The 23,027-nt window shown below is 59.1% G+C and carries 21 protein-coding genes and 1 riboswitch; of the genes, 16 read left to right on the forward strand and 5 right to left on the reverse strand.

Going from position 1 to position 23,027, the window contains the following annotated elements; all coding sequences use genetic code 11:
- Positions 1 to 3 precede the first annotated feature (3 nt).
- The 7 genes from KJS28_RS04975 (at position 4) to KJS28_RS05005 (ending at position 8,941) form a co-directional block, all read left to right on the forward strand.
- A complete protein-coding gene (locus tag KJS28_RS04975; protein WP_213541977.1) occupies positions 4 to 966 on the forward strand; it encodes an ABC transporter permease in 963 nt (320 codons plus the stop codon).
- Positions 967 to 968: 2 nt separating this feature from the next.
- Positions 969 to 1,814, forward strand: coding sequence for an ABC transporter permease (locus KJS28_RS04980; RefSeq protein WP_021859362.1), 846 nt, complete (start codon positions 969 to 971; stop codon positions 1,812 to 1,814).
- Between the two features lie 20 nt (positions 1,815 to 1,834).
- Positions 1,835 to 3,454, forward strand: a complete 1,620-nt coding sequence (locus KJS28_RS04985; RefSeq protein ID WP_213541978.1) for an N-acyl-D-amino-acid deacylase family protein — start codon at positions 1,835 to 1,837, stop codon at positions 3,452 to 3,454.
- A gap of 66 nt (positions 3,455 to 3,520) precedes the next feature.
- Entirely contained in the window at positions 3,521 to 5,137 is a 1,617-nt protein-coding gene (locus KJS28_RS04990; RefSeq protein WP_213541979.1) for an ABC transporter substrate-binding protein, read from the forward strand.
- A gap of 104 nt (positions 5,138 to 5,241) precedes the next feature.
- Positions 5,242 to 6,453, forward strand: a complete 1,212-nt coding sequence (locus KJS28_RS04995) for a dipeptidase (protein WP_213541980.1) — start codon at positions 5,242 to 5,244, stop codon at positions 6,451 to 6,453.
- 27 nt (positions 6,454 to 6,480) lie between these two features.
- On the forward strand, positions 6,481 to 7,698 hold the full coding sequence (locus KJS28_RS05000) for a dipeptidase (protein ID WP_228298446.1): 1,218 nt from the start codon (positions 6,481 to 6,483) through the stop codon (positions 7,696 to 7,698).
- Between the two features lie 25 nt (positions 7,699 to 7,723).
- Positions 7,724 to 8,941: a dipeptidase gene (locus KJS28_RS05005; protein ID WP_228298447.1), complete on the forward strand. Its 1,218-nt coding sequence runs from the start codon at positions 7,724 to 7,726 to the stop codon at positions 8,939 to 8,941.
- A 281-nt stretch (positions 8,942 to 9,222) separates the two neighbouring features.
- On the opposite strand, the gene KJS28_RS05010 is transcribed toward KJS28_RS05005, so the two are convergent.
- The 3 genes from KJS28_RS05010 to KJS28_RS05020 all read right to left on the reverse strand — a co-directional run bounded on the left by KJS28_RS05010 (position 9,223) and on the right by KJS28_RS05020 (position 12,352).
- Positions 9,223 to 10,698 (reverse strand): UDP-N-acetylmuramoyl-L-alanyl-D-glutamate--2,6-diaminopimelate ligase, encoded by a 1,476-nt coding sequence (locus KJS28_RS05010; RefSeq protein ID WP_213541981.1) that lies wholly within the window; start codon positions 10,696 to 10,698, stop codon positions 9,223 to 9,225.
- A 111-nt stretch (positions 10,699 to 10,809) separates the two neighbouring features.
- Complete coding sequence (locus KJS28_RS05015) at positions 10,810 to 11,655, reverse strand: DegV family protein (RefSeq protein ID WP_213541982.1); 846 nt, start codon at positions 11,653 to 11,655, stop codon at positions 10,810 to 10,812.
- Between the two features lie 16 nt (positions 11,656 to 11,671).
- Positions 11,672 to 12,352, reverse strand: coding sequence for an SGNH/GDSL hydrolase family protein (locus tag KJS28_RS05020; protein WP_213541983.1), 681 nt, complete (start codon positions 12,350 to 12,352; stop codon positions 11,672 to 11,674).
- A 195-nt stretch (positions 12,353 to 12,547) separates the two neighbouring features.
- On the opposite strand from KJS28_RS05020, the gene KJS28_RS05025 reads away from it, so the two are divergent.
- Entirely contained in the window at positions 12,548 to 13,150 is a 603-nt protein-coding gene (locus KJS28_RS05025; RefSeq protein ID WP_213541984.1) for a DUF1836 domain-containing protein, read from the forward strand.
- Positions 13,143 to 13,631: a GNAT family N-acetyltransferase gene (locus KJS28_RS05030; RefSeq protein ID WP_213541985.1), complete on the forward strand. Its 489-nt coding sequence runs from the start codon at positions 13,143 to 13,145 to the stop codon at positions 13,629 to 13,631. The genes KJS28_RS05025 and KJS28_RS05030 overlap by 8 nt, the downstream gene beginning before the upstream one ends.
- A 50-nt stretch (positions 13,632 to 13,681) precedes the next feature.
- Here KJS28_RS05030 and KJS28_RS05035 read toward each other — a convergent pair whose 3' ends face one another.
- A complete protein-coding gene (locus KJS28_RS05035; RefSeq protein ID WP_213541986.1) occupies positions 13,682 to 14,956 on the reverse strand; it encodes an amidohydrolase family protein in 1,275 nt (424 codons plus the stop codon).
- 41 nt (positions 14,957 to 14,997) lie between these two features.
- Positions 14,998 to 15,097, reverse strand: a riboswitch (purine riboswitch).
- Between the two features lie 23 nt (positions 15,098 to 15,120).
- Positions 15,121 to 15,282 carry a hypothetical protein gene (locus KJS28_RS05040; protein ID WP_213541987.1) on the reverse strand — a complete coding sequence of 54 codons (162 nt, stop codon included), beginning with the start codon at positions 15,280 to 15,282 and terminating at the stop codon, positions 15,121 to 15,123.
- A gap of 236 nt (positions 15,283 to 15,518) precedes the next feature.
- On the opposite strand from KJS28_RS05040, the gene KJS28_RS05045 reads away from it, so the two are divergent.
- The 7 genes from KJS28_RS05045 to KJS28_RS05075 all read left to right on the forward strand — a co-directional run bounded on the left by KJS28_RS05045 (position 15,519) and on the right by KJS28_RS05075 (position 22,927).
- Positions 15,519 to 15,878 (forward strand): YccF domain-containing protein, encoded by a 360-nt coding sequence (locus KJS28_RS05045; protein WP_213541988.1) that lies wholly within the window; start codon positions 15,519 to 15,521, stop codon positions 15,876 to 15,878.
- A 152-nt stretch (positions 15,879 to 16,030) separates the two neighbouring features.
- Entirely contained in the window at positions 16,031 to 16,291 is a 261-nt protein-coding gene (locus KJS28_RS05050; RefSeq protein ID WP_213541989.1) for a DUF6110 family protein, read from the forward strand.
- A 70-nt stretch (positions 16,292 to 16,361) separates the two neighbouring features.
- Positions 16,362 to 18,479: a heavy metal translocating P-type ATPase gene (locus tag KJS28_RS05055; RefSeq protein WP_213541990.1), complete on the forward strand. Its 2,118-nt coding sequence runs from the start codon at positions 16,362 to 16,364 to the stop codon at positions 18,477 to 18,479.
- A 181-nt stretch (positions 18,480 to 18,660) separates the two neighbouring features.
- On the forward strand, positions 18,661 to 19,686 hold the full coding sequence (spoVAD, locus tag KJS28_RS05060; protein WP_213541991.1) for a stage V sporulation protein AD: 1,026 nt from the start codon (positions 18,661 to 18,663) through the stop codon (positions 19,684 to 19,686).
- Positions 19,687 to 19,689: 3 nt separating this feature from the next.
- Entirely contained in the window at positions 19,690 to 20,046 is a 357-nt protein-coding gene (gene spoVAE, locus KJS28_RS05065; protein WP_213541992.1) for a stage V sporulation protein AE, read from the forward strand.
- Between the two features lie 60 nt (positions 20,047 to 20,106).
- Positions 20,107 to 20,400, forward strand: coding sequence for a metal-sensing transcriptional repressor (locus tag KJS28_RS05070; RefSeq protein ID WP_021858203.1), 294 nt, complete (start codon positions 20,107 to 20,109; stop codon positions 20,398 to 20,400).
- 10 nt (positions 20,401 to 20,410) lie between these two features.
- On the forward strand, positions 20,411 to 22,927 hold the full coding sequence (locus tag KJS28_RS05075) for a heavy metal translocating P-type ATPase (protein WP_213541993.1): 2,517 nt from the start codon (positions 20,411 to 20,413) through the stop codon (positions 22,925 to 22,927).
- Positions 22,928 to 23,027 lie beyond the last annotated feature (100 nt).

The raw sequence follows: 23,027 nt of genomic DNA on the forward strand, positions 1-23,027 counted from the left end.
TCCATGGTTCGTTATCTTCTGAAACGTCTCGGGCGGGGTATTCTGACGATCCTGCTCTCCGTGACGCTGGTATTCTTTATTGTCCGTGCTATGCCCTCCAATCCCGTAGATCTGATGGTCAGTCCCCAGATGTCCGAGGAGGCGCAGCAGGCGCTGATCGAGGAGTTCGGCCTGGACCAGTCGAAGCTGACCCAGTACGGCCTCTATATGAAGGAATTGCTTCATGGCAACCTGGGAAGCAGCTTTGCCAAGCGAATTCCGGTTTCCCAGTATATTGCGGAAAAGCTGCCTTGGACGCTGCTGCTTTTGGCGGCAGTCATGCTGATCGTCATTCTGATTGGCATCAGCGTGGGCTTGTACGCAGCAGCCCACAAAGGAAAACTTTCGGACCGGGTCATCAGCGTGCTGGTGACGATGGGAATATCTGTATTCATTCCATTTATGGCGTTCCTACTGTTGTACCTTTTTTCCTTTAAGCTGAAGCTGCTGCCTACCGGCGGCGCATATACGCCGCCCAAGGGCACCGGCTGGTCTTATTACGGCGACGTTGCCAAGCATCTGATCCTTCCCGCCATCGCCCTGTCCATCACCAACCTTGCCAATGCGGTGCTGTATACCCGCAACAGCATGATCGATGTGCTGCATGAGGACTATATTCGCACCGCTTACGCCAAGGGAAATAACAAGGGGCGTGTACTTCGTGTCCATGCGCTGAAAAACGCACTGATCCCCACTGTGACGGTCATCGGTATGCAGATCGGATTCATGGTAGGCGGCGCCACGGTAACGGAAACGGTATTCTCTTGGCCGGGCATCGGTCGGATGGTCTATGACGCTGTGAATGCACTGGATTACCCGGTGCTTCAGGGTGCGTTTCTTGTGATGGCGGTAGCCGTGGTAATCATGAGTTTTCTCACTGACCTTGTGGTCGCTTGGCTGGATCCCCGAATCAAGCTAGGAGGTTGATTATGAAAGAACGAAAAGGCTTCCTCTATTATTTTGTACGTAATCGCAACGGTATGATCGGTATGATCGGCGTCTTGCTGATTCTGCTGATCGGTCTGGTGGGGCCGATGCTGATCGCCAAACCAGATGGCTACACGCAGGATATTCTTCAGGCTCCCAGCGCTCTGCACTGGCTGGGGACCGACAACATTGGTCTGGATATTTTTGCAGAACTGGTCTGGGGTGCTCGCACCTCGCTGTACGTTTCCGTTATGGCTATGCTCATTGCCGGCGTGATCGGCATACCGGTGGGCCTGCTGTGCGGCTATAACACCGGCTGGCTCCGGGAAGTGATCGACGGCTTCATTGACATTTTTATGACGCTGCCCATGCTACCGCTGATGATTATTATTGCGGCGGTAATGGGAACCTCTATTACCAACGTGGCGATCATCTTAGGTATATTCTCCTGGCCGCAGTTGGCCCGTGTAACGAAGAACAGCACCATGAAGATCCGGGAGATGCAGTATATTGAGGCCTGCACCTGTCTGGGACTCTCCAAGCCTCGTATCCTCTTCAAACACATACTCATCAATGCTACCGGCCCGGTGTTCGTCAATATGACACTGGTGATGGCCTCCGCCGTGTTGACGGAAGCCAGCCTGAGCTTTCTTGGCTTGGGTGATCCGACCACTTGGAGCTGGGGGACCATGCTCAAGCGGGCGTGGGGGCAGAACGCCGTGATCAGCTCCCCCAATCCCTGGTGGTGGTGGCTGCTGCCCAGCTTGTGCATCGTCGTGTATGTGGTTTGCTTCAATTTGCTGGGAACGGCCATCAATGACAGTCTCAGCCCTAAATCCAGAGAGTGATTAGAAAGGAGTAGAAACGTATGTATGATTATCTGATTAAAAACGGCTTGGTAGTGGATGGCTCCGGAAAGCCTGCTGTTAAAGCGGATGTTGCGGTAAAGGGTGACAAGGTAGCCCGTATTGCCCCTGATATTCAGGAGCCTGCTGCCGAGGTATACGATGCCGCCGGCAAATACGTGATTCCCGGCCTTATCGACCCCCACGTTCATGAGGAATGGTATTGCTTTGACGATGGGCGCTATGAGTCCTATATCCGTCAGGGCGTGACCACGCTGGTGAACGGCAATTGCAGCCACAGCATTACACCCGGACATAAAAAGGAAGTATTGGACTATTATCTGGGAAACGGCCTTGTGGGACTGAAGCAGTATCAGCGCTATCTGCGGGACTGGCCCGACTGGCATGATTTTGAGGGGTATGCTCAGGCCGTGGAACAGGTGGGAACCAACTGCAACTTTGTCACCCTGTTGGGCCACGGCAGTATCCGCCAGTATGTGATGCATGGTGCCTATAACCGGGCACCGGACGAGCTGGAGCAGGCACAAATCGAAAATATCATCCGCCACAACATGGATCAGGGCGCTTGGGGTATTTCCTTCGGTCTGGACTATGTCCCCAGCCGGTATGCCTCTATGGAGGAACTGTGCAATGTAGTCAGTCAGATCAAACGATATGACGCAGTTTCCGCAGCCCATCTCCGCCACCAGATCGGTATTCCCGAGTCTACTGCGGAATTCTGCGAGGTGGGCCGCCGCACCGGTGCCAAGATCCAGATCTCCCATCTGGCTTCCGCTGTGCCCGAGGCATACGACATTGCTCTGAAAGCCATCGAAGAAGACGGCGTTCGCGCCCGGATCGATGTGATTCCCAGCAGTGTGGGACACTGCACCGGCAAGGAGCGGATGCTGCTGTTCACCATGGCCCTCAGTGACGAGCTGTTCAGTCAGGGCATTGAGGGTGTTAAGAGGGCGCTGCATACGCCTGAGGGCCGGGCAATGATCAAGAAGGACAACTATACCTTTGCCGGTCCTAAGGACAAGGTTTACATCGTCAACTCCGATGATCCGCATCTGGAAAACCGGTCTGTCCGGGATATTGCGCAGGAGCGGGGCATCGATGAGGATGACTGCATGCTGGATCTGCTGGGGGATGAGAAGAACTATGTGTTCTGGCTCAACGCACCCGCCGCCAATGTGCCCAGCAACTTCATCGACCACTGTGAATCCATCGTGAAGAATCCCTATGTTTCCGTAGGCAGCGACACCATCATGGGAGATCCCGCAGATCCTTACGATTGGTACGAGATCCGACGCCGGGGCGGGTTCGCCATCTTCGCCCAGATGTATGTGGGCAAGGGCGTTCCCTATGAAGAGGTTGTCCGCAGAAATACCAGCATGGTGGCCGATCACTTCGGCATCTATAAGCGGGGCCGTCTGGTGGAAGGCAATTACGCCGATATCGCCGTGATCGATCTGCCCAACTACCGGTATCCGGAGATGGATCAGATGCAGTACAAAACACCGCAGATGAATGCCACCGGCTGCGATCTGGTGCTATGCAACGGCAAGGTCGAACTGAAAGACGGTGACCTGCTGAGAACCTACGCAGGTCGTGTCCTTCGGAAAAATGCTCAGGGCTGAGTGTCAGCCCAATCAATTTCAAACGTTGCAGTGAAGCTGTGATGAAATATTACTGGAGGTAACAATATGAAAAAATTTCTTGCACTCGTGCTGTCTCTCTGCCTGGTGCTTTCCCTGGCAGCCTGCGGCGGAAAGACGGCGGATGATGACACTGGCGAAGGTTCCAAGACCGGCGGCACCATACAGGTGGGCCTGAACAGCGCTCCCGTGAGCATGAATATCTGGTGTCAGAATGACCTGAATTCTGCAACCATCATGAATCTGGTCTGCCCCAACCTCGTTGCCATTGATGATGACGGCAACAAGTATGACTATTTGACTGAGTCCTCCGAGTCCAACGAGGACTGCACCGTCTGGACCATCAAGCTGAAGGAACTCTACTGGAATGATGGTACCCCCGTCACTTCTGCGGATCTGCTGTTCACCGCCAAGTACGGTGTGGAGCATCACATCGGCTTCTTCGACAGCTACTATGGTCTGGTGGATTTTGAAAAGTCCTCCTGCCCGGATGAGCGCACCGTGGAATTTGCTCTGACTTCCGGAAACGTGAACTTCTGGAAGGGCGCCGGCAACTGGATACCCGTGATGCGTGAGAGCGAGTGGTCCTCTGTGGAAGAGCCCACTACCTATTCTTACTCCGGCGCTGGTTACGGTCCCTACTATATTTCCGAGTGGGTGGACGGCGAGTATGTCACTCTGAAGCGCAACCCCTATTTCACTCAGGCCAATGACGGTGCCGGAGCCTGCATTGATGAAGTGGTATTCCGCGTGTACACCGACGAGAATGCTATGGTGCTGGCCTTGCAGAACGGCGAGGTCGATGTCTGTGCCAACTTCCTCAGCGCATCTTCCATTTCTCAGCTGCAGAGCAACTCCAACTATCAGATCGAATCTGTTGGCTCCCTTGGCTATACGCTCATCACCTTCTCTCAGACCAACGAACTGCTGCAGGATGTGAATGTTCGTAAGGCCCTGGCCGCCAGCTGCGACCGTGAGGCTCTGGTAAACGTGGCCATGTCCGGCGCTGCAACGCCGATGTACACGCCTATCAGCCCCGTTTACAGTGACTTTACCGCTTCCAACATCCGTCAGCCTGAGTTTGATACCGCTGCTGCCGCCTCCATTTTGGAGAACGCCGGTTATGTGGATACCAACGGCGACGGCATCCGTGAAAGCGCCGATGGCAAGCCTCTGAGCTTCACCATTACCTACAAGGGCACGATGGCCAATGTGGACGGCATCATGTCCATTCTGTCCTCTGACTTTGCCAAGGCCGGCGTGGAATTGAAGCTGCAGCCTGTGGACGCCGCAACTTTCTCCGCCAACGTGACCCAGGGCCACAAGTATGACATCAGCTACAGCAGCTGGGGAACCATCGACGATGTGGATACCACCCTGCTGACGGTCTTCGGCATCGGCCAGACTCTGAACTTCATGGAGTTCAACAGTCAGGAGCAGGAGGATCTGCTGAATGCCATGCAGAGCGAAACCGACTACAACAAGCGTTTGGAGCTGCTGAACCAATGGCAGACGTGGTTTGTGGAGAACCTGCCCTGCTGCCACCTGTTCGTGCCCAACAACACCTATGCCGCTGACACCACCAACTTCACCGGCTGGCACCTGTCCCCCGGCAATAGCGCGTTCCTGGCCTGCGCCAACTTTGTCAACGTCCATGCGAAATAAAGCACCCCTGCTGCTTCGTATGTAATGGTTGCATGGAGAGAGGGGGGCTCCTGCGGGAGCCCCCCTCTTTTCAAAAAAGATTATGAAGAAAGGTGTTTGAACTGATGAACTTTGTACAAAAACCTGCTTATAAGGGTTATAAGGCTTATGAATATCTGGAAGAGGGCAAGGACTATCCAAAGATCGAATGGGCACAGTGGGACTGGGCCGGACGCCATGTTGTAGAGCTGGAGCCGGATCAGGAAGCCATGGTGCAGGAGATCCTGAAGAAGCATCCTTACATCAGCCTTCACGATCACCCTACATTTTACCCAAAGGATATGTCCAGCATTGACCACATTTATGATTCCATGCGGCAGGGCCGTGCTGTCTGCGGTTATGAGGCACTGTCCTATTCCAATATTGACTGCATCTTCGACAATATGATGGACGGTGTGAATATCATCTCCAGTCCCGGCGGCTGGAAGTGGATCGACATTATTCATGATCTGGGAATGCGGCTGTGCGACCTTGCTCATCAGGATTTTCTGATCCAGTGCAAGACGGTTGATGACATTTTTGCTGCCAAGAAGGCTGGCAAGATCGCCTGGGTGCCTTGCATTGAGGGCGCAGCTCCCATTGAAAATGAAGTGGATCGCATCGATATTCTCTACGGTCTGGGCGTCCGTCAGTTGGGCGTGACCTATTCTGAGAGCAACGCTTTGGGTAATGGCATGAAGGAGGATCACGACGGTGGCTTGACCATGTTCGGCAAGCAGTGCGTGGAGCGGATGAACAAGGTGGGTATGCTTATTGATGTGTCCCACTGTGGCCAGCAAACAGCCTATGACGCGGTCATGTATTCCAAGAAACCCATTATCATGAGCCACGTGGGCGCCAAGGGCGTATGGGACATTAAGCGTATGGCCGGCGATGATCTCATTAAAGCCATCGGTTCCAAGGGCGGCGTGGTCGGTATTGAATCTGCCCCCCACACAACCATGTCCAAAACCAAGATGACCCATGATCTGGACAGCGTGATGGAGCACTTCGAGTATGTGAAGAACCTGATCGGCATCGACCACGTTGGTTTTGGCGTGGACTGCCTGTACGGCGACCATGTGGGCGTACACCACGCCTTTGCCGCTGCCCTGTCTACAGCGGAAACTGCGAATACCTCTTACGAGGAAGTGCCCTTCGTCTGGGGCCTGGAGAATCCCACAGAAGCCAGCTGGAACATCATCCGCTGGCTGGTAAAGCACAATTACAGCGAAGAGGACATCGGCAAGGTCATCGGCGGCAACGCCATCCGGGTGCTGCGGGAAGTCTGGGCCTGACCGTTCTGCTGAACAGGAGCAAATTGTATGGAATTTCAACTGAAGAAAGGGTATCGCCCCTATGAGGCGTATCAGTATCTTGAGCCGGGAAGGGATTTTAAGGTCATTGACTGGGCGGACTGGGACTGGGCCGGTCGAAACGTCCTGCCCTTGAATCCGGAAGAAGAGGCCCGGTGCAGGGAACTGCTGGAAAGAACGCCCTACGTCAGCCTCCACGATCATCCGGACTTTACCACACGGGATATGTCCACCTGTGAACCGCTGTTTGACGCCATGCGGACTGGCCGGGACCGCTGCGGATATGAGGCGCTGGCCTATTCCAACATCGACTGTATCTTCGATAATATGATGGACGGCACCAACATTATTTCCAGTCCTAACGGTTGGAAGTGGATCGACATCATTCATGATCTGGGGATGCGGCTGTGTGACCTGGCCCATCAGGATTTTATTGTCCATTGTAAAACCGTGGACGATATCTTTGCCGCAAAAAAAGAGGGCAAGATCGCCATGGTGTTTGTGATCGAGGGAGCTGCTCCCATTGAAAACGAGGTGGACCGCATTGACATCCTGTATGGATTGGGCGTCCGCCAACTGGGCGTGACTTATTCCGAGAGCAATGCATTGGGGAGCGGCTGCAAGGAGGACCACGACGGCGGGCTGACCATGTTCGGCAAGCAATGCGTGGAGCGGATGAACAAGGTGGGTATGCTTATTGATGTGTCCCACTGCGGCTCTCAGACCGCTTATGATGCGGTGGTCCATTCCACCAAGCCCATTATTATGAGCCATACCGGAGCGAAGGGTGTTTGGAACACAAAGCGCCTTGCAAGCGACGAATTGATTCAAGCCATTGCTGCCAAAGGCGGTGTGGTCGGTATCGAGGCTGCCCCACACACCACCATGTCAAAGACCCGTATGACCCACGATATTGACAGTTACATGGAGCACTTCGAATATGTAAAGAATCTGGTGGGCATCGACCATGTGGGATTCGGCGTGGACTGTATGTACGGCGACCACGTGGGTCTGCATCACGCTTTTGCCGCAGCCCTGTCTACCGGGGATACTTCCAAAACCACGGTGCCTTATCAGGAGGTTCCCTTTGTGAAGTATCTGGAAAATCCGACTGAGGCAAGCTGGAATATTCCCAGATGGCTCATCAAACACGGTTATACGGACGAGGAAATTATCAAGGTGCTGGGCGGCAATGCCATCCGGGTGCTGCGAGAAGTCTGGTCCTAATTAAAAACAGAAAGGAAACCATGCAATGGAGTACAAAATGAAGCCTGCCTATAAAGGCTACAAAGCATATGAGTATCTGGAGGAGGGAAAGGATTTCCCCAAATTTGAGTGGGCCGACTGGGACTGGGCCGGCCGCCATGTAGTAGAGCTGGAACCGGAGCAGGAGGCTCGTGTTGCGGAGCTGCTGGCAAAATATCCCTATGTCAGCGTCCATGATCATCCGACTCTGTTCCCGAAGGACGTTACCAGCAAGCAGAATATCGACAATGTGATGCGCAACGGCCGGGAGATGACCGCTTATGAAGCACTGGCCTATTCAAATATCGACTGCGTATTCGATAACCAGCTGGACGGTGTGAATATCATCTCCAGTCCCGGCGGCTGGAAGTGGATCGACATCATTCACGATCTGGGTATGCGGCTGTGCGATCTGGCTCATCAGGATTTTATTATCCATTGTAAGACCGTGGATGACATTTTTGCCGCCAAGAAGGCTGGAAAGATCGCTATGGTATTTGTGGTGGAGGGAGCCGCTCCTATTGAAAACGAGGTAGACCGCATTGATATTCTCTACGGCTTGGGCGTCCGCCAGCTGGGTGTGACCTATTCCGAAAGCAATGCGCTGGGCAACGGCTGCAAGGAGGTCCATGACGGCGGCCTGACCATGTTCGGCAAGCAGTGCGTAGAGCGAATGAACAAGGTGGGTATGCTCATTGACGTATCCCACTGCGGCCCTCAGACTGCTTATGATGCAATCACCTATTCCAAGAAGCCGATCATTATGAGCCATGTAGGTGCAAAAGGCGTGTGGAACACCAAGCGGATGGCCAGCGATGAGATGATTCAGGCCGTTGCTGTCAAGGGCGGCGTGGTCGGCATTGAGGCCGCTCCCCACACCACTATGTCCAAAACCAAGATGACCCACGATCTGGACAGCTTTATGGAGCACTTTGAATATGTGAAAAACATGGTGGGCATCGACCATGTGGGCTTTGGCGTGGATTGCCTGTACGGTGATCACGTGGGCGTGCATCATGCCTTTGCACAGGCACTGTCCATCGCCGCCACCTCCAAGACCGGTGCGGAGTATGAAGAGGTCCCCTATGTGAAGTATCTGGAGAACCCCACCGAATCCAGCTGGAACATTATCCGCTGGCTGGTAAAGCACAACTACAGCGATGAGGATATTGCCAAGGTCATCGGCGGTAACGCCATCCGGGTGCTGCAGGAAGTCTGGGCCTGATGCGAAAACGGATGCAGGCAGCAGACTGTTTTTAGAAATATCCGAGTCGATCATTTCCCACGTTGACCGCTATTCGTGTGTCTACCATAAGGAATCGAAATTGATAAAATGCTAACCTGAAAGCTGCAAGTCCTTTATTGATCAAATCGGCGGCAATATACCTAATGAGGTATATTGCCGCCGATTTATATGCTCTGAACGCAATTCATGTTGTCCTTGTGCGTGGATAACTTATGCCGCACCGTCTCTTTTTATCTTGTAGGAAGCCTTCCTCATCCCGGTCACAGGGCCTGTGGGCGGGACTCCAGCAGCTCACGGGCGCAGGAGCGGACCGTCTCCTCTTCGTCGTAGGGGATCTTCTTCCCCTGCACCAGCTGGTAGCCCTCCCGGCCCTTGCCGCACAGCAGCAGCATATCGCCGGGACGCATCTGCTCCAGCGCATAGCGCACCGCCTCCCGGCGGTCCACAATACCCACATGGGGGCAGCTGCCGGGGCCGAAGCAGGTGGCAATGTCCGCAATGACCTCCGCCGGGTCGTCCCGATCCGGGTCGTCGGTGGTAATAATGGCCAAATCGGCCCCCTTGGCCACTGCCTCCCCCAGCTGGTGGCGGCGCACTCTGGTGCGGCCGCCGGTGCCGAACACGGCGATGATGCGAGCCGGATCGTAGCTGCGGGCCGTTTGCAGCAGGGCGTTCATGCTGATGGAGTTATGGGCAAAATCCAGCACTACGGTACATCCCGGCATCACGTCCGGCAGCACCTCGAACCGGCCCGGCACCGTCACATAGCTGAGGGCCTCCGCCAACTCGCAGGTGCGGTCCGTATAACGCCCCACCAGTGCCACCACCGCCAGAGCGTTGTAGACGTTGTACTCCCCCGGCATCCGAATGTGGTAGGTAGTGCCGGCCGCCGTGAACTCCATACCGAACAGGTCCCCGGCCTTCAGGATGTTCACTCTCTCCGCCCGGAGATCCGCCGGACGGTGAATGGCATAGGTGCTCTTTTCGCAGGGACTGCCCGCCATCATGTACTCCGCCTCCGGGTCGTCGGCGTTGAAGATGCCGTGGCGGCACTGGGCGAACAGCCGCTTCTTGCTGTCCCGGTAGTGGGCATAGTCCGGGTGCTCCTCGGTGCCGATGTGGTCCGGGGAGAGGTTTGTGAACACCGCCGTATCGAAGGTGATGCCGTCCACCCGGTGGCGGGCCAGCGCCTGAGAGGACACCTCCATCACCACATACCGGACGCCCTCGTCCCGCATGGCCCGAAACAGCCGCATCAGCTCGTAGCTCTCCGGTGTGGTATTGCTGGTTCCCACGTGCTTCCCGGCGTAGGCGGCCCCGTTGGAGCCGATGACGCCGCAGGACAAGCCCATGCGGTTCATGACGGAGCAGGCCGTCTCCGCCACGGTGGTCTTGCCCTTGGTGCCGGTGACGCCGATGATGGTCACATCCCGCTGGGGAAAGCCAAAAAACGCCGCCGAGATCTGCGCCAGCGCCTGACGGGCATCCGATACCCGCACCACGTCCGCATCCTCCGGCACGTCCAGCGTCCCCTCGCTGACGAAACAGCGGCAGCCCTGTGCATAGGCCGCCGGCGCAAAGTCCTCTCCGTTGGAACGGGCGCCCCGCAGACAGAAAAACAGGCTCCCGGTCTGCGCCTTCCGGGAGTCGTAGGTCAGCGCCGTGATCTCCTCTTCTCCGCAACCGCCGGATAGTAACTGCACGCCGGAGCGCTCCAGCAGGTCCTTTATCTTCATGGGAAGGTCCCCCCTTTTATACAAGATAGGCGGCAGGACAAGACATCCCGCCGCCTATATTATACCAATAATTGTGCCGGATGCAACCTCTCCGGCGCAGAAAATCCGGCCTTAGCGCCAGACCTCGCCGAAGAAGAACAGCGCCACCGTGCCGGGGCCCACATGGCCACCGGTGACCGGCTCATAGCACACCGACAGGATCTCGCCGGTCTGACCGGCATCCCGCAGCTTAGCCTGCAGCCGCAGCGCCCCGTCCGGGCAGTCGGCATGGGCGATGCCCACCGTCCGGGTGCCGTCCACAGCGTACTCCTTGTACAGCTCCGCCAGCGTCTCCATGGCCTTCAGCTGACCACGAACCTTGCTGTGCTGGATGATGTGGCCCTCCGGATCGGACTGAAGGATGGGCTTGATCTTCAGCAGAGAGCCCGCTACCTGCGCCGCAGCGCTGATGCGGCCGCCCCGGCGCAGATACTTCAGGTCGTCCACCATGAAGAACTGGCGCATCCGCCCGCAATTTTCCTCGGCCTGCCGGATGATTTCATCTGCCGTGCAGCCCTTCTCCAGCATTTTGGCTGCCTCCAGCACCACGAGGCCTTCTCCCAACGAAGCGCCGCAGGTATTCAGTACCCGGATCATGCGGTCAGGATACTCGCCCCGCAGCTCCTCCGCCATAAGCTCAGCGCTCCAGCAGGTGCCGCTGATGCCGCCGGAGATGGCGATGTACAGTACGTCATCCCCATCCTTGAGCGCACTCTCCATGGTGTCCCGAATCAGAGCCGGGCTCACCAGCGAGGTCTTGACCTCGGCGCCCTTCCGCATGGCCTCGTAGTAGTCGTGGCCCACCAGCTCCGTGGGCTGGCCGTCCAGCAGATACGTCAGGGGCATGGCGGTGATGTGATACTGTTCCAGCAAGTGGGGCGGGACGTTGGCCGCCGTATCGGTGAAAATTCTCAGCATAGCTTTCTACTCCTTCTTATACCCGTATCCGCAGCCAGTCCGCCAGTGTGTCGAACAGCCGCTCATAGCCGGGCATGGTCAAATGGATACCGTCTGCGGCGATGAGCCGCATCAGCCTGTGGTCGTTGAGGAACTCCTCCCGCACCGGGATCAGGGGCAGGCCCTCGGCATAGGCCAGCTGGGTCACCGCATCGGAGTACATCTCCTGATGCCGGTAGATCATCTGCACGTCCCCCAGCCAGTCCATGATCCGCTCCTTCCGCAGTCCGTCCCGGCAGATGAAGGCCAGATACCGGGTGGCGTCAATGGGCGGTAGGCTCATGAGCACCGGCTGGATGCCCTTCTCCCGCAGCATGGTCACCGTGTGGCGGAGCTTCTCCCGAAAGGCAGGCAGCTCCGTCCGGGGATGATGGTTCCCCGCCGGGTCTGCGTCGATGGCTGCCCAGTCGTAGTCACTGTCGTTGCCGCCGTAGGCCACCAGTGCATAGTCGGCCTCCAGCCCCCGGTTCAGATCGTGCTGCACCAGCGACTCGCCCTTGGAGATGGTGGCTCCCATTTTGGATCGGTTCACCACCTGCGTCCGGCGTTCCGGATAGCGCTGCAGTACCTCGTCGTAATGGAAATGATAGTGATACCCCTCATCCGGCATGGTGGCCTTCAGCAAGGAGTCACCATAAATATACACCTGCTTGGGCATAATAGCAAGCCCCCTATCTTCTGTTTTTCCTAATATAGCATATTAGATTTCGAAAGTCAACAGGTCAACTGCTATTTACCCTTGCAAAAAACAAGTTTTTCTGATATTATATAGTAGTTGTTTAAAGACTGTTAAGAAAAACAGCCGACTTCCACGCTGCCGGTGCGCCGACGGCGCCTGCACAGGAGGTACGCCATGTCATACGATAAGAAACTCATTATTCACAAGCTGGAGCGCTGGGATCGGTTCATCACCAATTACCATCTGCCGGACTGGGATTCCATCCCTGATCTGGGGCTCTACATGGATCAGGTGGTGGTGCTGCTGGTGCAGTATCTCGGCTTCATCCCGTCCATCCCCGGCGGCAAGGAGAGCTTTGTCACCTCCTCCGCCATCAACAACTATGTGCGCCTGAAGATCATGCCTGCTCCGGTGAAGCGGAAGTACTACCGGGTACACATCGCCTACCTCATTATGATCCTCACCATGAAGCAGAGCATCAGCATCAGCGACGTGCAGAAAATTTTGCCCGCCGACAGCAGCGAGGACTGCGTGCGGTCGGTATACGAGGCCTACTCCGAAAAATTCCGGCAGCTGGCCCTGTTCTTCAACCAGCAGGTCCAAAGCGCCGCCACCGACATCCGCACCCCCTCCAGGGACGAGGAGGGGGCCGTGGGGCGGCTGGTCATCGAGTGCGGACTCATCGCCGGGTTCTCCAAAATTCTGGCGGAGAAGTTGATCCGCCTGTGCGACGCCGATACGGAGGCCGTTCTGGCCGCCGAGCAGCCCCATGAGTAACGCCGTCTGTCCCGCCCGCCGCCTGACGGAGGCGGATGCAGCGCAGGTCTGTGCGCTGATGCAGGGCAATCCCCTGTTCTACCGGTATCACCCGCCGCAGCCCACGCCGGAGAGCATCCGGACCGATATGACCGCCCTGCCGCCGGGAAAAGCTATGGAAGATAAGTGGTTCGTGGGCTTTTACGACGGAGACTGCCTGATTGCCGTGATGGATCTGATCCTGAACTATCCCGCCGCCGACACCGCCTTCATCGGCCTGTTCATGACGGCTCATGACCGTCAGGGCTGTGGACTGGGCAGCCGCATCCTCCGGGACTGCATAGCCCGGCTGGCCGCTGCCGGATATCACCGGCTGCGGCTGGCGGTGGATGAGGGCAATCCCCAGAGCCTGGCCTTCTGGACCAAGAACGGCTTCGTCCTCACCGGTGAGGTCCACCCCAATGATTTTTCCGCCTATCTCCCTATGGAGCGCAGTATTTGAAGCAGCAAGCCCTCCGGCCAAGGCCGGAGGGCTTTTTCTTCATTTTTCCTTTATTGCAGCATCTGCCCCACCACGCAGCGACCGTCGGACCAGACAGCGGTGATGTTGTGGCGGTGGAGCATATATATGGCCCGCTCGAACCGCTCCCGCACCGTCAAGGGATGGCTGGCCTCCGTGAAATCGCTGTCGTCCACCACGATGGCGTGGAGCCGGTTGCCTGGGGCGAAGCCATCTCTGTCCCCGAAATAACGGTGACCTGAGCTGGTAGCCAGATAGTAGGCCTCCGGCACCGTCAGGAAGTCCTCGGACCAGTCCGTCTCGATGCGCTTGATCTTGGAGGCCCGGATGCTCATGGTAGCCACCTTATACATGGGCAGACAGGCGCCGCCGGCGATGTCGGACCCCAGCGTCACCCAGATGCCCTGCTGGAGCATCTCCCGCACCGGCGACACGCCGCTGCACAGATTGATGTTGGAACCGGCGCAATGAGCCACCACCACCCCAGCCCGGCGCATGGCGTCGCACTCCCGCCGGTCGGAGTGGACACAGTGGGCCATGATGGTGCGCTCCTTCCACAGGCCGTACTTATCATAGGTCTCCCAGTACTGCTGACAGTCCGGGTGCAGCTCCTTTACCCACTGGATCTCCCCCAGATTCTCCGACAGGTGAGACTGAACATACAGCCCCTTCTCCTGCGCCAGACGGCCCAGCGCCGCCATCAGCTCATCGGTGCAGCTGGGGGTAAAGCGGGGGGTCAGAATGGGCTTGACATGGTCGAAATGACATCCCTCCAGCCACCGCAGCGTCTCCCGGATGGATTCCTCCGTGGTCTCCTGCAGCACGCCGGGCAGGCCATTGCGATCCATGTTCACCTTGCCCACATAGCCGGTGACGCCGGCCCGCTCCAGCTCCTCCATGAGGATCCACGTGGCGTCGGTGTGGAGGGAGGAGAACATACACACACGGGTGGTGCCGTTGGTGATGAGGTCCGTGGCCAGACGGCGATAGATGCGGCGGGCGTAGTCCGTGTCGGCAAACCGTGCCTCCGTGGGGAAGGTGTAGGTGTCCAGCCACTCCAGCAGCGGCAGATCCATGCCCATGCCCAGCATGGGGTATTGGGGGGCGTGGAGGTGCATATCCGCAAAGGACTGCATCACCAGTGCCTGACCGTAATCCACCAGCGGCGCCGTAGCATATTCCAGTGGCAGCCGGTCATAGACGCCCCGGATGACGCCGTCCTCCATCACCAGATAGCCCTGCTCCGTGATCTGCAGCTCCCCCAGCGCCGGGGCCTGCACGATGTTTCCCTTCAAAACCTGCACCATATCCGTTTCCTTCCTTTCCGCAAAAAATAGGCACCCCGCCGCTTTTCCGGCAGAGCACCCATAGTAGAGCCTTCGGCGGCTCCGTAGAAACGCCTTGCACCATTTCCGCAAGGCTATATGAGCTTTCCTATCACGGGCCGCAGCCCGTTTTTCTGTTCAGCCGTTCAGGACACCTGACCGCTCTCACTCTCCCAGTTATACGGTGCCTCTCTCTGTGCCAGCATAGCCTGATGCTCTTCGGCTGACAGGAGCAGGTCGTCTACCTGTATATCGCCCACTTCCACGATCTCATAGCTGTCCACATCGTTCTCCATCAGCTGCTCCAAGGCCGGGGAGCGCCTACCCTTTCTCCTCCGGTTTTTCACACCGGGCAGCAACGGGCCTGCACTCTATGGTGATTTTACCATATATTTCTCCTCTTTGCAAGGGTAGATTTGTTTATATTTCCGCCGGTGCCTGACTCTCACCGGGAAAATATTTCCCGCCGTGGTTGAAAACTTCACAATTTCCGTTTAAGATAGAACCAGTCTCCCTCGGAGACAGCTACAAGCGAGGTATTTCTATGAAAACGATCGGCAACATCCTCTGGTTTCTCTTCGGCGGACTCATCGGCGGACTGAGTTGGGTGCTGGCGGGCTGCCTGTGGTGCATCACCATTGTGGGCATCCCTGTGGGCCTTCAGTGCTTCAAATTCGCCTCTCTGGCCTTTTTCCCCTTCGGCAAGGAGGTAGTCTACGGCGGCGGGGGCTTCTCACTGCTGGTGAATATTCTCTGGCTGCTGCTCTCCGGAATGGAGATGGCCTTGGGCTATGTCATTCTGGGATGCCTGTGGTGCGTCACCATTGTCGGGGTCCCTGTGGGCCTCCAGTGCTTCAAAATGGCCCGTCTGGCCCTGATGCCCTTTGGGGCGTCGGTTGTGTAGCTTTTTGTTCCCATGATCCCCACTTTTTTATGAAAAACACTTGCATTGTACCACTCGTTGTGCTATGATTCTGCCACGGATCGGAGCACTTCGATCTTAGGAGTTGCGCCTGTTTCAGCGCAGCAATCGCAATCAACAGGAGGAAATTTATCATGAAACACATTGGTTTGTTCGCCGCCGGTCTGCTGTTCGGCACGGCCGGCCTGAAGATCCTCACCAGCGAGGACGCTAAGAAGGTCTATGCCCACACCACCGCCGCCGCTCTGCGTGCCAAGGACTGCATCATGCACACCGTCACCTCTGTCCGCGAGGGCGCCGACGACATCTACGCCGACGCCAAGGCCATCAATGACCACCGGGCCGCTGAGGCCGAGGCCGAGACCATTGAGGACACTTCCGCACAAGAGGCTTAAGTTCAGCACTGCGTTATAGGAAGAGCCGCATTCTGCGGTTCTTCTTTCGTTTGGAGGTTCAAACTGATCTATGAAATGCAACATTCTCCACGAGTCCCCCAACCGCCTGCGGGTACATCTGCACTGCGCCCGGATGTCGTTGCATGAGGCGGATCTGCTGGAATACTATCTTCGCAGCGTAGACGGTGTCACGGAGGTCACGGTCTATGACCGCACACAGGATGCCGTGGTGCGCTACACCGGCCAGCGCAGCGCCGTGATCGGCGCACTGGCTTCCTTCTCCTTCGCCAAGGCCGAGGCCATGGAACTGGTGCCGGAGCACACCTCCCGTGCTCTGAACCGGGAGTTCGAGGACAAGCTGGCCATGACGGTGATGCGCCGTATCTTCTCCAAGCTGTTCCTCCCCGCCCCCATCACCACGGCCATGGCCCTGTACCGCTCCGTGAAGTACATCCGGGAGGGGCTGACGGCCCTGTGGCACGGCGAGCTCTCCGTGGCGGTGCTGGACGCCACCGCCGTCACCGTCTCTATGGTTCGGGGCGACTTCTCCACCGCCGGCTCCGTCATGTTCATGCTGCGGCTGGGCGAAATTCTGGAGGAGTGGACCCACAAGAAGTCTGTGGCCGATCTGGCCGGGGCCATGTCCCTGAATGTGGACAAGGTATGGCTGCAAAGGGGCGATACGGAGGTACTGGTTCCCATCGGTGACGTGCAGCTGGGCGACCGGATGCTGGTCCGCACCGGCAGCCTTATCCCGCTGGACGGTCAGGTGGTCAGCGGCGAGGCCATGGTGAATCAGGCCTCCATCACCGGGGAGTCCATGCCCGTGGTCAAGCGCCCCGGCAGTCCGGTATACGCCGGAACAGTGGCCGAGGAGGGCCAATGCGTGGTGGAGGTTCAGAAGGTGCAGGGCAGCGGCCGCTACGACCGCATCGTCCGGATGATCGAGGAGTCCGAGAAGCTGAAATCCACCACCGAGGACAAGGCCGCCCGTCTGGCGGACCGGCTGGTACCGTATACGCTGGGCGGTACGGTGCTGACGTACCTGCTGACCCGGAACGTCACCAAAATGCTGGCGGTGCTGATGGTGGACTTCTCCTGCGCTCTGAAGCTCTCCATGCCCATCGCCGTGCTCTCCGCCATGCGGGAGTGCAGCAGCTATCACATCTCCGTCAAGGGTGGCCGCTTCCTGGAGGCCGTGGCCCAGGCGGATACCGTGGTGTTCGACAAGACCGGTACCCTCACCTACGCCGTCCCCACGGTGCAGGACGTGGTCCCCTTCGGGGGTCACGACGCTCAAGAGATGCTGCGTCTGGCGGCGTGTCTGGAGGAGCACTATCCCCACTCCATGGCCACCGCCGTGGTGGAGGAGGCCAAGCGCCGGGGCCTGTCCCACGAGGAGTACCACTCTCAGGTGCAGTACATCGTGGCCCACGGCATCTCCAGCATGGTAAACGGCGAAAAGACCCTCATCGGCAGCGCCCACTTCGTTTTCGAGGACGAGGGCTGCACCATCCCCGCCGGGGAGCAGGAGAGGTTCGATGCCCTGCCCACCCAGTACTCCCACCTCTATTTGTGTCTGGCCGGGCAGCTAGCGGCGGTGATCTGTATCCACGATCCCCTGCGGGCCGAGGCCAAGGACGCCATCCGTGCGCTCCACGACTGCGGCATCCGCAAGGTGGTCATGATGACCGGCGACAACCGCCGTACCGCCGCCTGTGTGGCGGAGGAGGTAGGGGTGGACGAGTTCCACGCCGAGGTCCTGCCGGAGGATAAGGCAGACTTCATCCGCCGGGAGCGTTCCGCCGGACACACGGTCATCATGATCGGTGACGGCGTCAACGACTCCCCTGCCCTGTCGGAGGCCGATGCCGGTATCGCCATCTCCACCGGCGCCGCCATCGCACGGGAGATCTCCGATATCACCATCACCTCCGAGGATCTGTTCCAGCTGGTGACGCTGCGGCGCATCAGTCAGAGCCTTATGGATCGCATCCATCGGAACTACCGCTTCATTGTGGGCTTCAATCTGGGCCTGATTCTTCTGGGCGTGGCGGGCATCCTGCCCCCCACCACCTCTGCGCTGCTGCACAATGCCTCCACGCTGGGCATCAGCCTCAAGAGCATGACGGATCTGCTGCCGGAGCCTGAAGCGGCGGCAACCGTCCCGGAGAGATCCGGCGAGTGACCCCGCAGCCGGTAATCGTAATCTGGCGGCCGGTGATTTTGCAGCGACATATCTGCTGCTGTTCCGATGGAACATCTGAAAAGGAAGGAAGCCCTGCGGCAAAGCCGCAGGGTTTCCTTCCTTGTTTATTTTTCCCTCACCGGGGCAAACTACCTCAAATACGAAACACGAGGTGAAGTCTATGCAGACCAAACGAGCGGGCCGCCAGACGGTGCAGCTCTCCCATCCTCCCAGCGTGGTGTCCTTCGCCAACATCGGCGGCCGCATGGAGGGGCAAGGCCCCCTCTCCGACTATTTCGACGAGCTATCCCCCGATGCCTTCTTTGGGAAAAAGACATGGGAACAGGGAGAATCCGCCATGCAGGAGCGGGTCCTGCGCCGGGCGCTGGAAAAGGGTGGCCTCACCGCCGGTGAACTGGACTACGTGCTGGCTGGGGACCTGCTGAACCAGTGCATCGGCACCTCCTTCGGCCTGCGGAGCTTCCATATCCCCTTCTACGGGCTGTACGGCGCCTGCTCCACCATGGGAGAGAGCCTGTCCCTGGCGGCGCTGCTCATTGACGGGGGCTTCGCCCGGCTGGCCGCTGCCATGACCTCCTCCCACTACTGCACCGCCGAGCGCCAGTACCGGATGCCGGTTCCCTACGGCAGCCAGCGCACCCCCACCGCCCAGTGGACGGCCACCGCCTCCGGCTGCTGTATTCTGGGTGCTCAGGGGGACGGCCCCTATATCACCCACGTCACCTGCGGCCGCATCGTGGACTGGGGCATCACCGATGCCAACAACATGGGGGCCGCCATGGCCCCCGCCGCCTACGACACCCTGCGGGCGCACTTCACTGCTACCGCCACCGGCCCGGAGGATTATGACCTCATCGTCACCGGCGATCTGGGGTTGCTGGGCCACCAGATCGTCACTGACCTCTTCCGGCAGGACGGCGTGGACATGACGAAAAACTACACCGACTGCGGGCTGCTGCTGTACCATCTGGAGAAGCAGGATATGCACGCCGGAGGCTCCGGCTGCGGCTGCTCCGCCGCCGTGTTCAACGGCTACCTGCTCCGTGGCCTGCGGGAGGGACGCTGGAAGCGCCTGCTCTTCGCCCCCACCGGGGCGCTGCTGAGCCCCACCTCCTCCTTTCAGGGGGAGTCCATCCCCGGCATCTGTCATGCGGTGGCGCTTTCCGCCGCAAAGGAAGGAGTGTAAGCCTTGGATTACCTGAACGCATTTCTCTGCGGCGGCGTCCTCTGTGCCATCGGCCAGTTTCTCATCGACCGCACCCAACTGACCCCTGCCCGCATCCTCACCGGCTATGTGGTGGCCGGGGTACTTTTGCAGGCGGTGGGCGTCTACCAGTATCTGGTGGACTGGGGCGGCGCCGGCGCCACTGTCCCCCTCACCGGCTTCGGATACAGTCTCGCCAAGGGCGTGGCCAAGGCCGTGGCGGAAAAGGGGCCGCTGGGCATCCTCACCGGTGGCCTTACCGCCACCTCCGGCGGCATCGCCGCAGCGGTGGTCTTTTCCGTGCTGGCAGCCATTTTCTTCAAGCCCAAGGAAAAACGTTGACAAATACCCACAGGGGGTATATAATGCCACCATGAAATTATACCCCAGGGAGGTATTTGCATGGACTGCTGCTGCCATAAGACAAAGCACCGCTCCGACGAGGAGCAAAAGAAACTCACCCATCGCCTCAACCGCATCGAGGGACAGGTCCGTGGCCTGCGGGAGATGCTGCAAAAGGACGCCTACTGCCCGGATATCCTGATCCAGGTCTCCGCCGTCAGCGCCGCCCTCAACAGCTTCAGCAAGGAGCTGCTGGCCACCCACATCCGTACCTGCGTGGCCGATGGCATCCGTCAGGGGGATGACGCCGTCATTGACGAGCTGGTCACCACCCTGCAAAAGCTCATGAAGTAAGGGGGTGCCGATGATGACAGAGCAATTCGCCGTGACCGGCATGACCTGCGCCGCCTGCTCGGCTCATGTGGAAAAGGCGGTCTCCAGGCTCAGCGGCGTGCAGAGCGCCCCGGTGAACCTGATGCTGGGCAGCATGACCGTCACCTACGACGAGAAGGCGGTCACCGAAAGTGACATCATCGCCGCCGTAAAGGCGGCGGGCTACGGAGCCTCTCCCGCCTCTCAGACGGATCAGGGCCAGCTGCGCCGGGATCAGGACGCCGCCCTCCGCCGCCGGAAGAAGCACCTCATCTGGTCGGTGGTATTTCTGGTGCCGCTGTTCTACCTGAGCATGGGCCACATGATGGGCCTGCCCCTGCCGCAGGTGCTGCATATGCACCCTCTGCTGCTGGCCTGCCTGCAGCTGGCGCTGGTGATCCCCATTCTCATTCTCAACCGCAATTACTTTACCGTAGGCTTCTCCCGTCTGGTGAAGCTCAGCCCCAATATGGACTCGCTGGTGGCCGTCGGCGCTGCGGCTGGCCTTGTATACAGCCTCATTGAAATGGGCCTGCTGGCCGCCGGACAGGTATCCGGTATGCCGGACCTGTACTTCGAGTCCGCCGGCATGATCCTGACGCTGGTGACGGTGGGCAAGTATCTGGAGGAGCGCTCCCGTGGCAAGACCACCGGCGCCATCTCCGCCCTGCTGGCTCTGGCCCCGGAGAGCGCCATGGTGCGCCGTCAGGGACAGGAGCTCACCATCCCCACGGAGGAGATCGTGGCCGGTGACACCGTCATCGTCCGTCAGGGCGGCCGTATCCCCGTGGACGGCGTCATCACCGACGGCCACGCCGCCGTAGACGAGTCCGCCATCACCGGTGAGAGCCTGCCGGTGGAGAAGGTCCCCGGCGACGCCGTCACCTCTGCCACTGTCACCAGCTCCGGTTATCTGGAGCTGCGTGCCACCCGTGTGGGCGGAGACACCACCCTCTCCCAGATCATCCGGCTCATGGAGGAGGCCGCCTCCTCCAAGGCCCCCATCTCCCGGCTGGCAGACCGCATCAGCGGCATCTTCGCGCCGGCGGTCATGGCCATCTCCCTGACGGCGGCCCTGCTGTGGGCCTTCGTGGGGGGCATGGATGTCCGCTTCTGCCTCTCCATCGCCATCGCCGTGCTGGTGATCTCCTGCCCCTGCGCTCTGGGTCTTGCTACCCCCGTGGCCATCATGGTAGGTACGGGACAGGCCGCCCAGCAGGGCATCCTCATCAAGTCCGCAGAAAGTCTGGAGCTGCTGCACAAGGTGCAGACGGTGGTGCTGGATAAAACCGGCACCGTCACCATGGGCCAGCCCCGTGTCACGGATACCCTCTGCGCCCCCGGCGTCACGGAGGAGGAGCTGCTCTGCGTGGCCGCCTCGGCGGAGAAGCCCTCGGAGCACCCGCTGGCCCACGCCATCGTGGAGGAGTCTCAAGCCCGCCACATCCCCCTCTGCCCCGTGTCCGGCTTCCGCTCCGTCCCCGGCGGCGGGATCCAGGCCACCCTCTCCGGCGAAGCGGTGCTGGCCGGCAATGCCGGTTATCTGGCGCAGAACGGTGTCTCGCTGGCGGCCATGGAGGCCGACGCTCACCGGCTGGCCGAGGACGGCAAAACGCCCCTGTTCTTCGCCGAGAGCGGCCATCTGCTGGGCTGTATAGCCGTGGCGGACGTGGTGAAGCCCGACAGTGCCAAGGCCATTGCAGCCCTGCGGCGCATGGGCCGCCGAGTGGTGCTGCTCACCGGCGACAACCAGCGCACCGCCAACGCCATCGCCCGTCAGATCGGCGTAGATCAGGTCATCGCACAGGTGCTGCCGCAGGATAAGGCCAAGTGCGTGGCCCAGCTCCAGCAGCAAGGTCAGCGGGTGGCCATGGTGGGCGACGGCGTCAACGATGCCCCGGCGCTGGCGCAGGCCGATGTGGGCCTTGCCATCGGCGCCGGTACGGACATCGCCATCGAGTCGGCGGATGTGGTGCTGATGAAGAGCAGTCTGCTGGACATCCCCGCCGCCATGGACCTCTCCCGTGCCGTGCTGCGGAACATTAAGCAGAACCTGTTCTGGGCCTTCTTCTATAACTCCATCGGCATCCCTGTGGCCGCCGGTGTCCTGTATCCGGCCCTGCACCTGACCCTGAATCCCATGCTGGCCGCCGCCGCCATGAGCCTCAGCTCCGTGTGCGTGGTGTCCAATGCCCTGCGTCTGCGGGGCTGGAAGCCCCCGGCCTTTCCCGATCAGCCTGCACCCACCGCTCCCCTGCCGGAGAGCGCCGTGTTCCAGTCTCAAGGAAAGGAGGAGAATACCGTGAACAAGACCATCCATATTGACGGCATGATGTGCACCCACTGCACCGGCCGTGTGGAAAAGGCCCTCAATGACCTGCCCGGCGTAGAGGCCACCGTGGATCTGGACTCCAAGTCCGCCGCCGTCACCTGCACCCCCGACGTGTCCGATGACACCCTGCGTCAGGCCGTGGAGGACGCCGGCTACCACGTTACCGGCATCCGGTAATTGCCGCCTCCCACCACGGGGCTTTCCTCCCGGGAGGACGCCCCATCCCATGGCATTTTCCCAAGAAAAAGAGCATCCTGTGAGGGCTATTTCCTTCACA

This window comes from Vescimonas coprocola (assembly GCF_018408575.1).
Classification (GTDB): Bacteria; Bacillota; Clostridia; order Oscillospirales; family Oscillospiraceae; genus Vescimonas; species Vescimonas coprocola.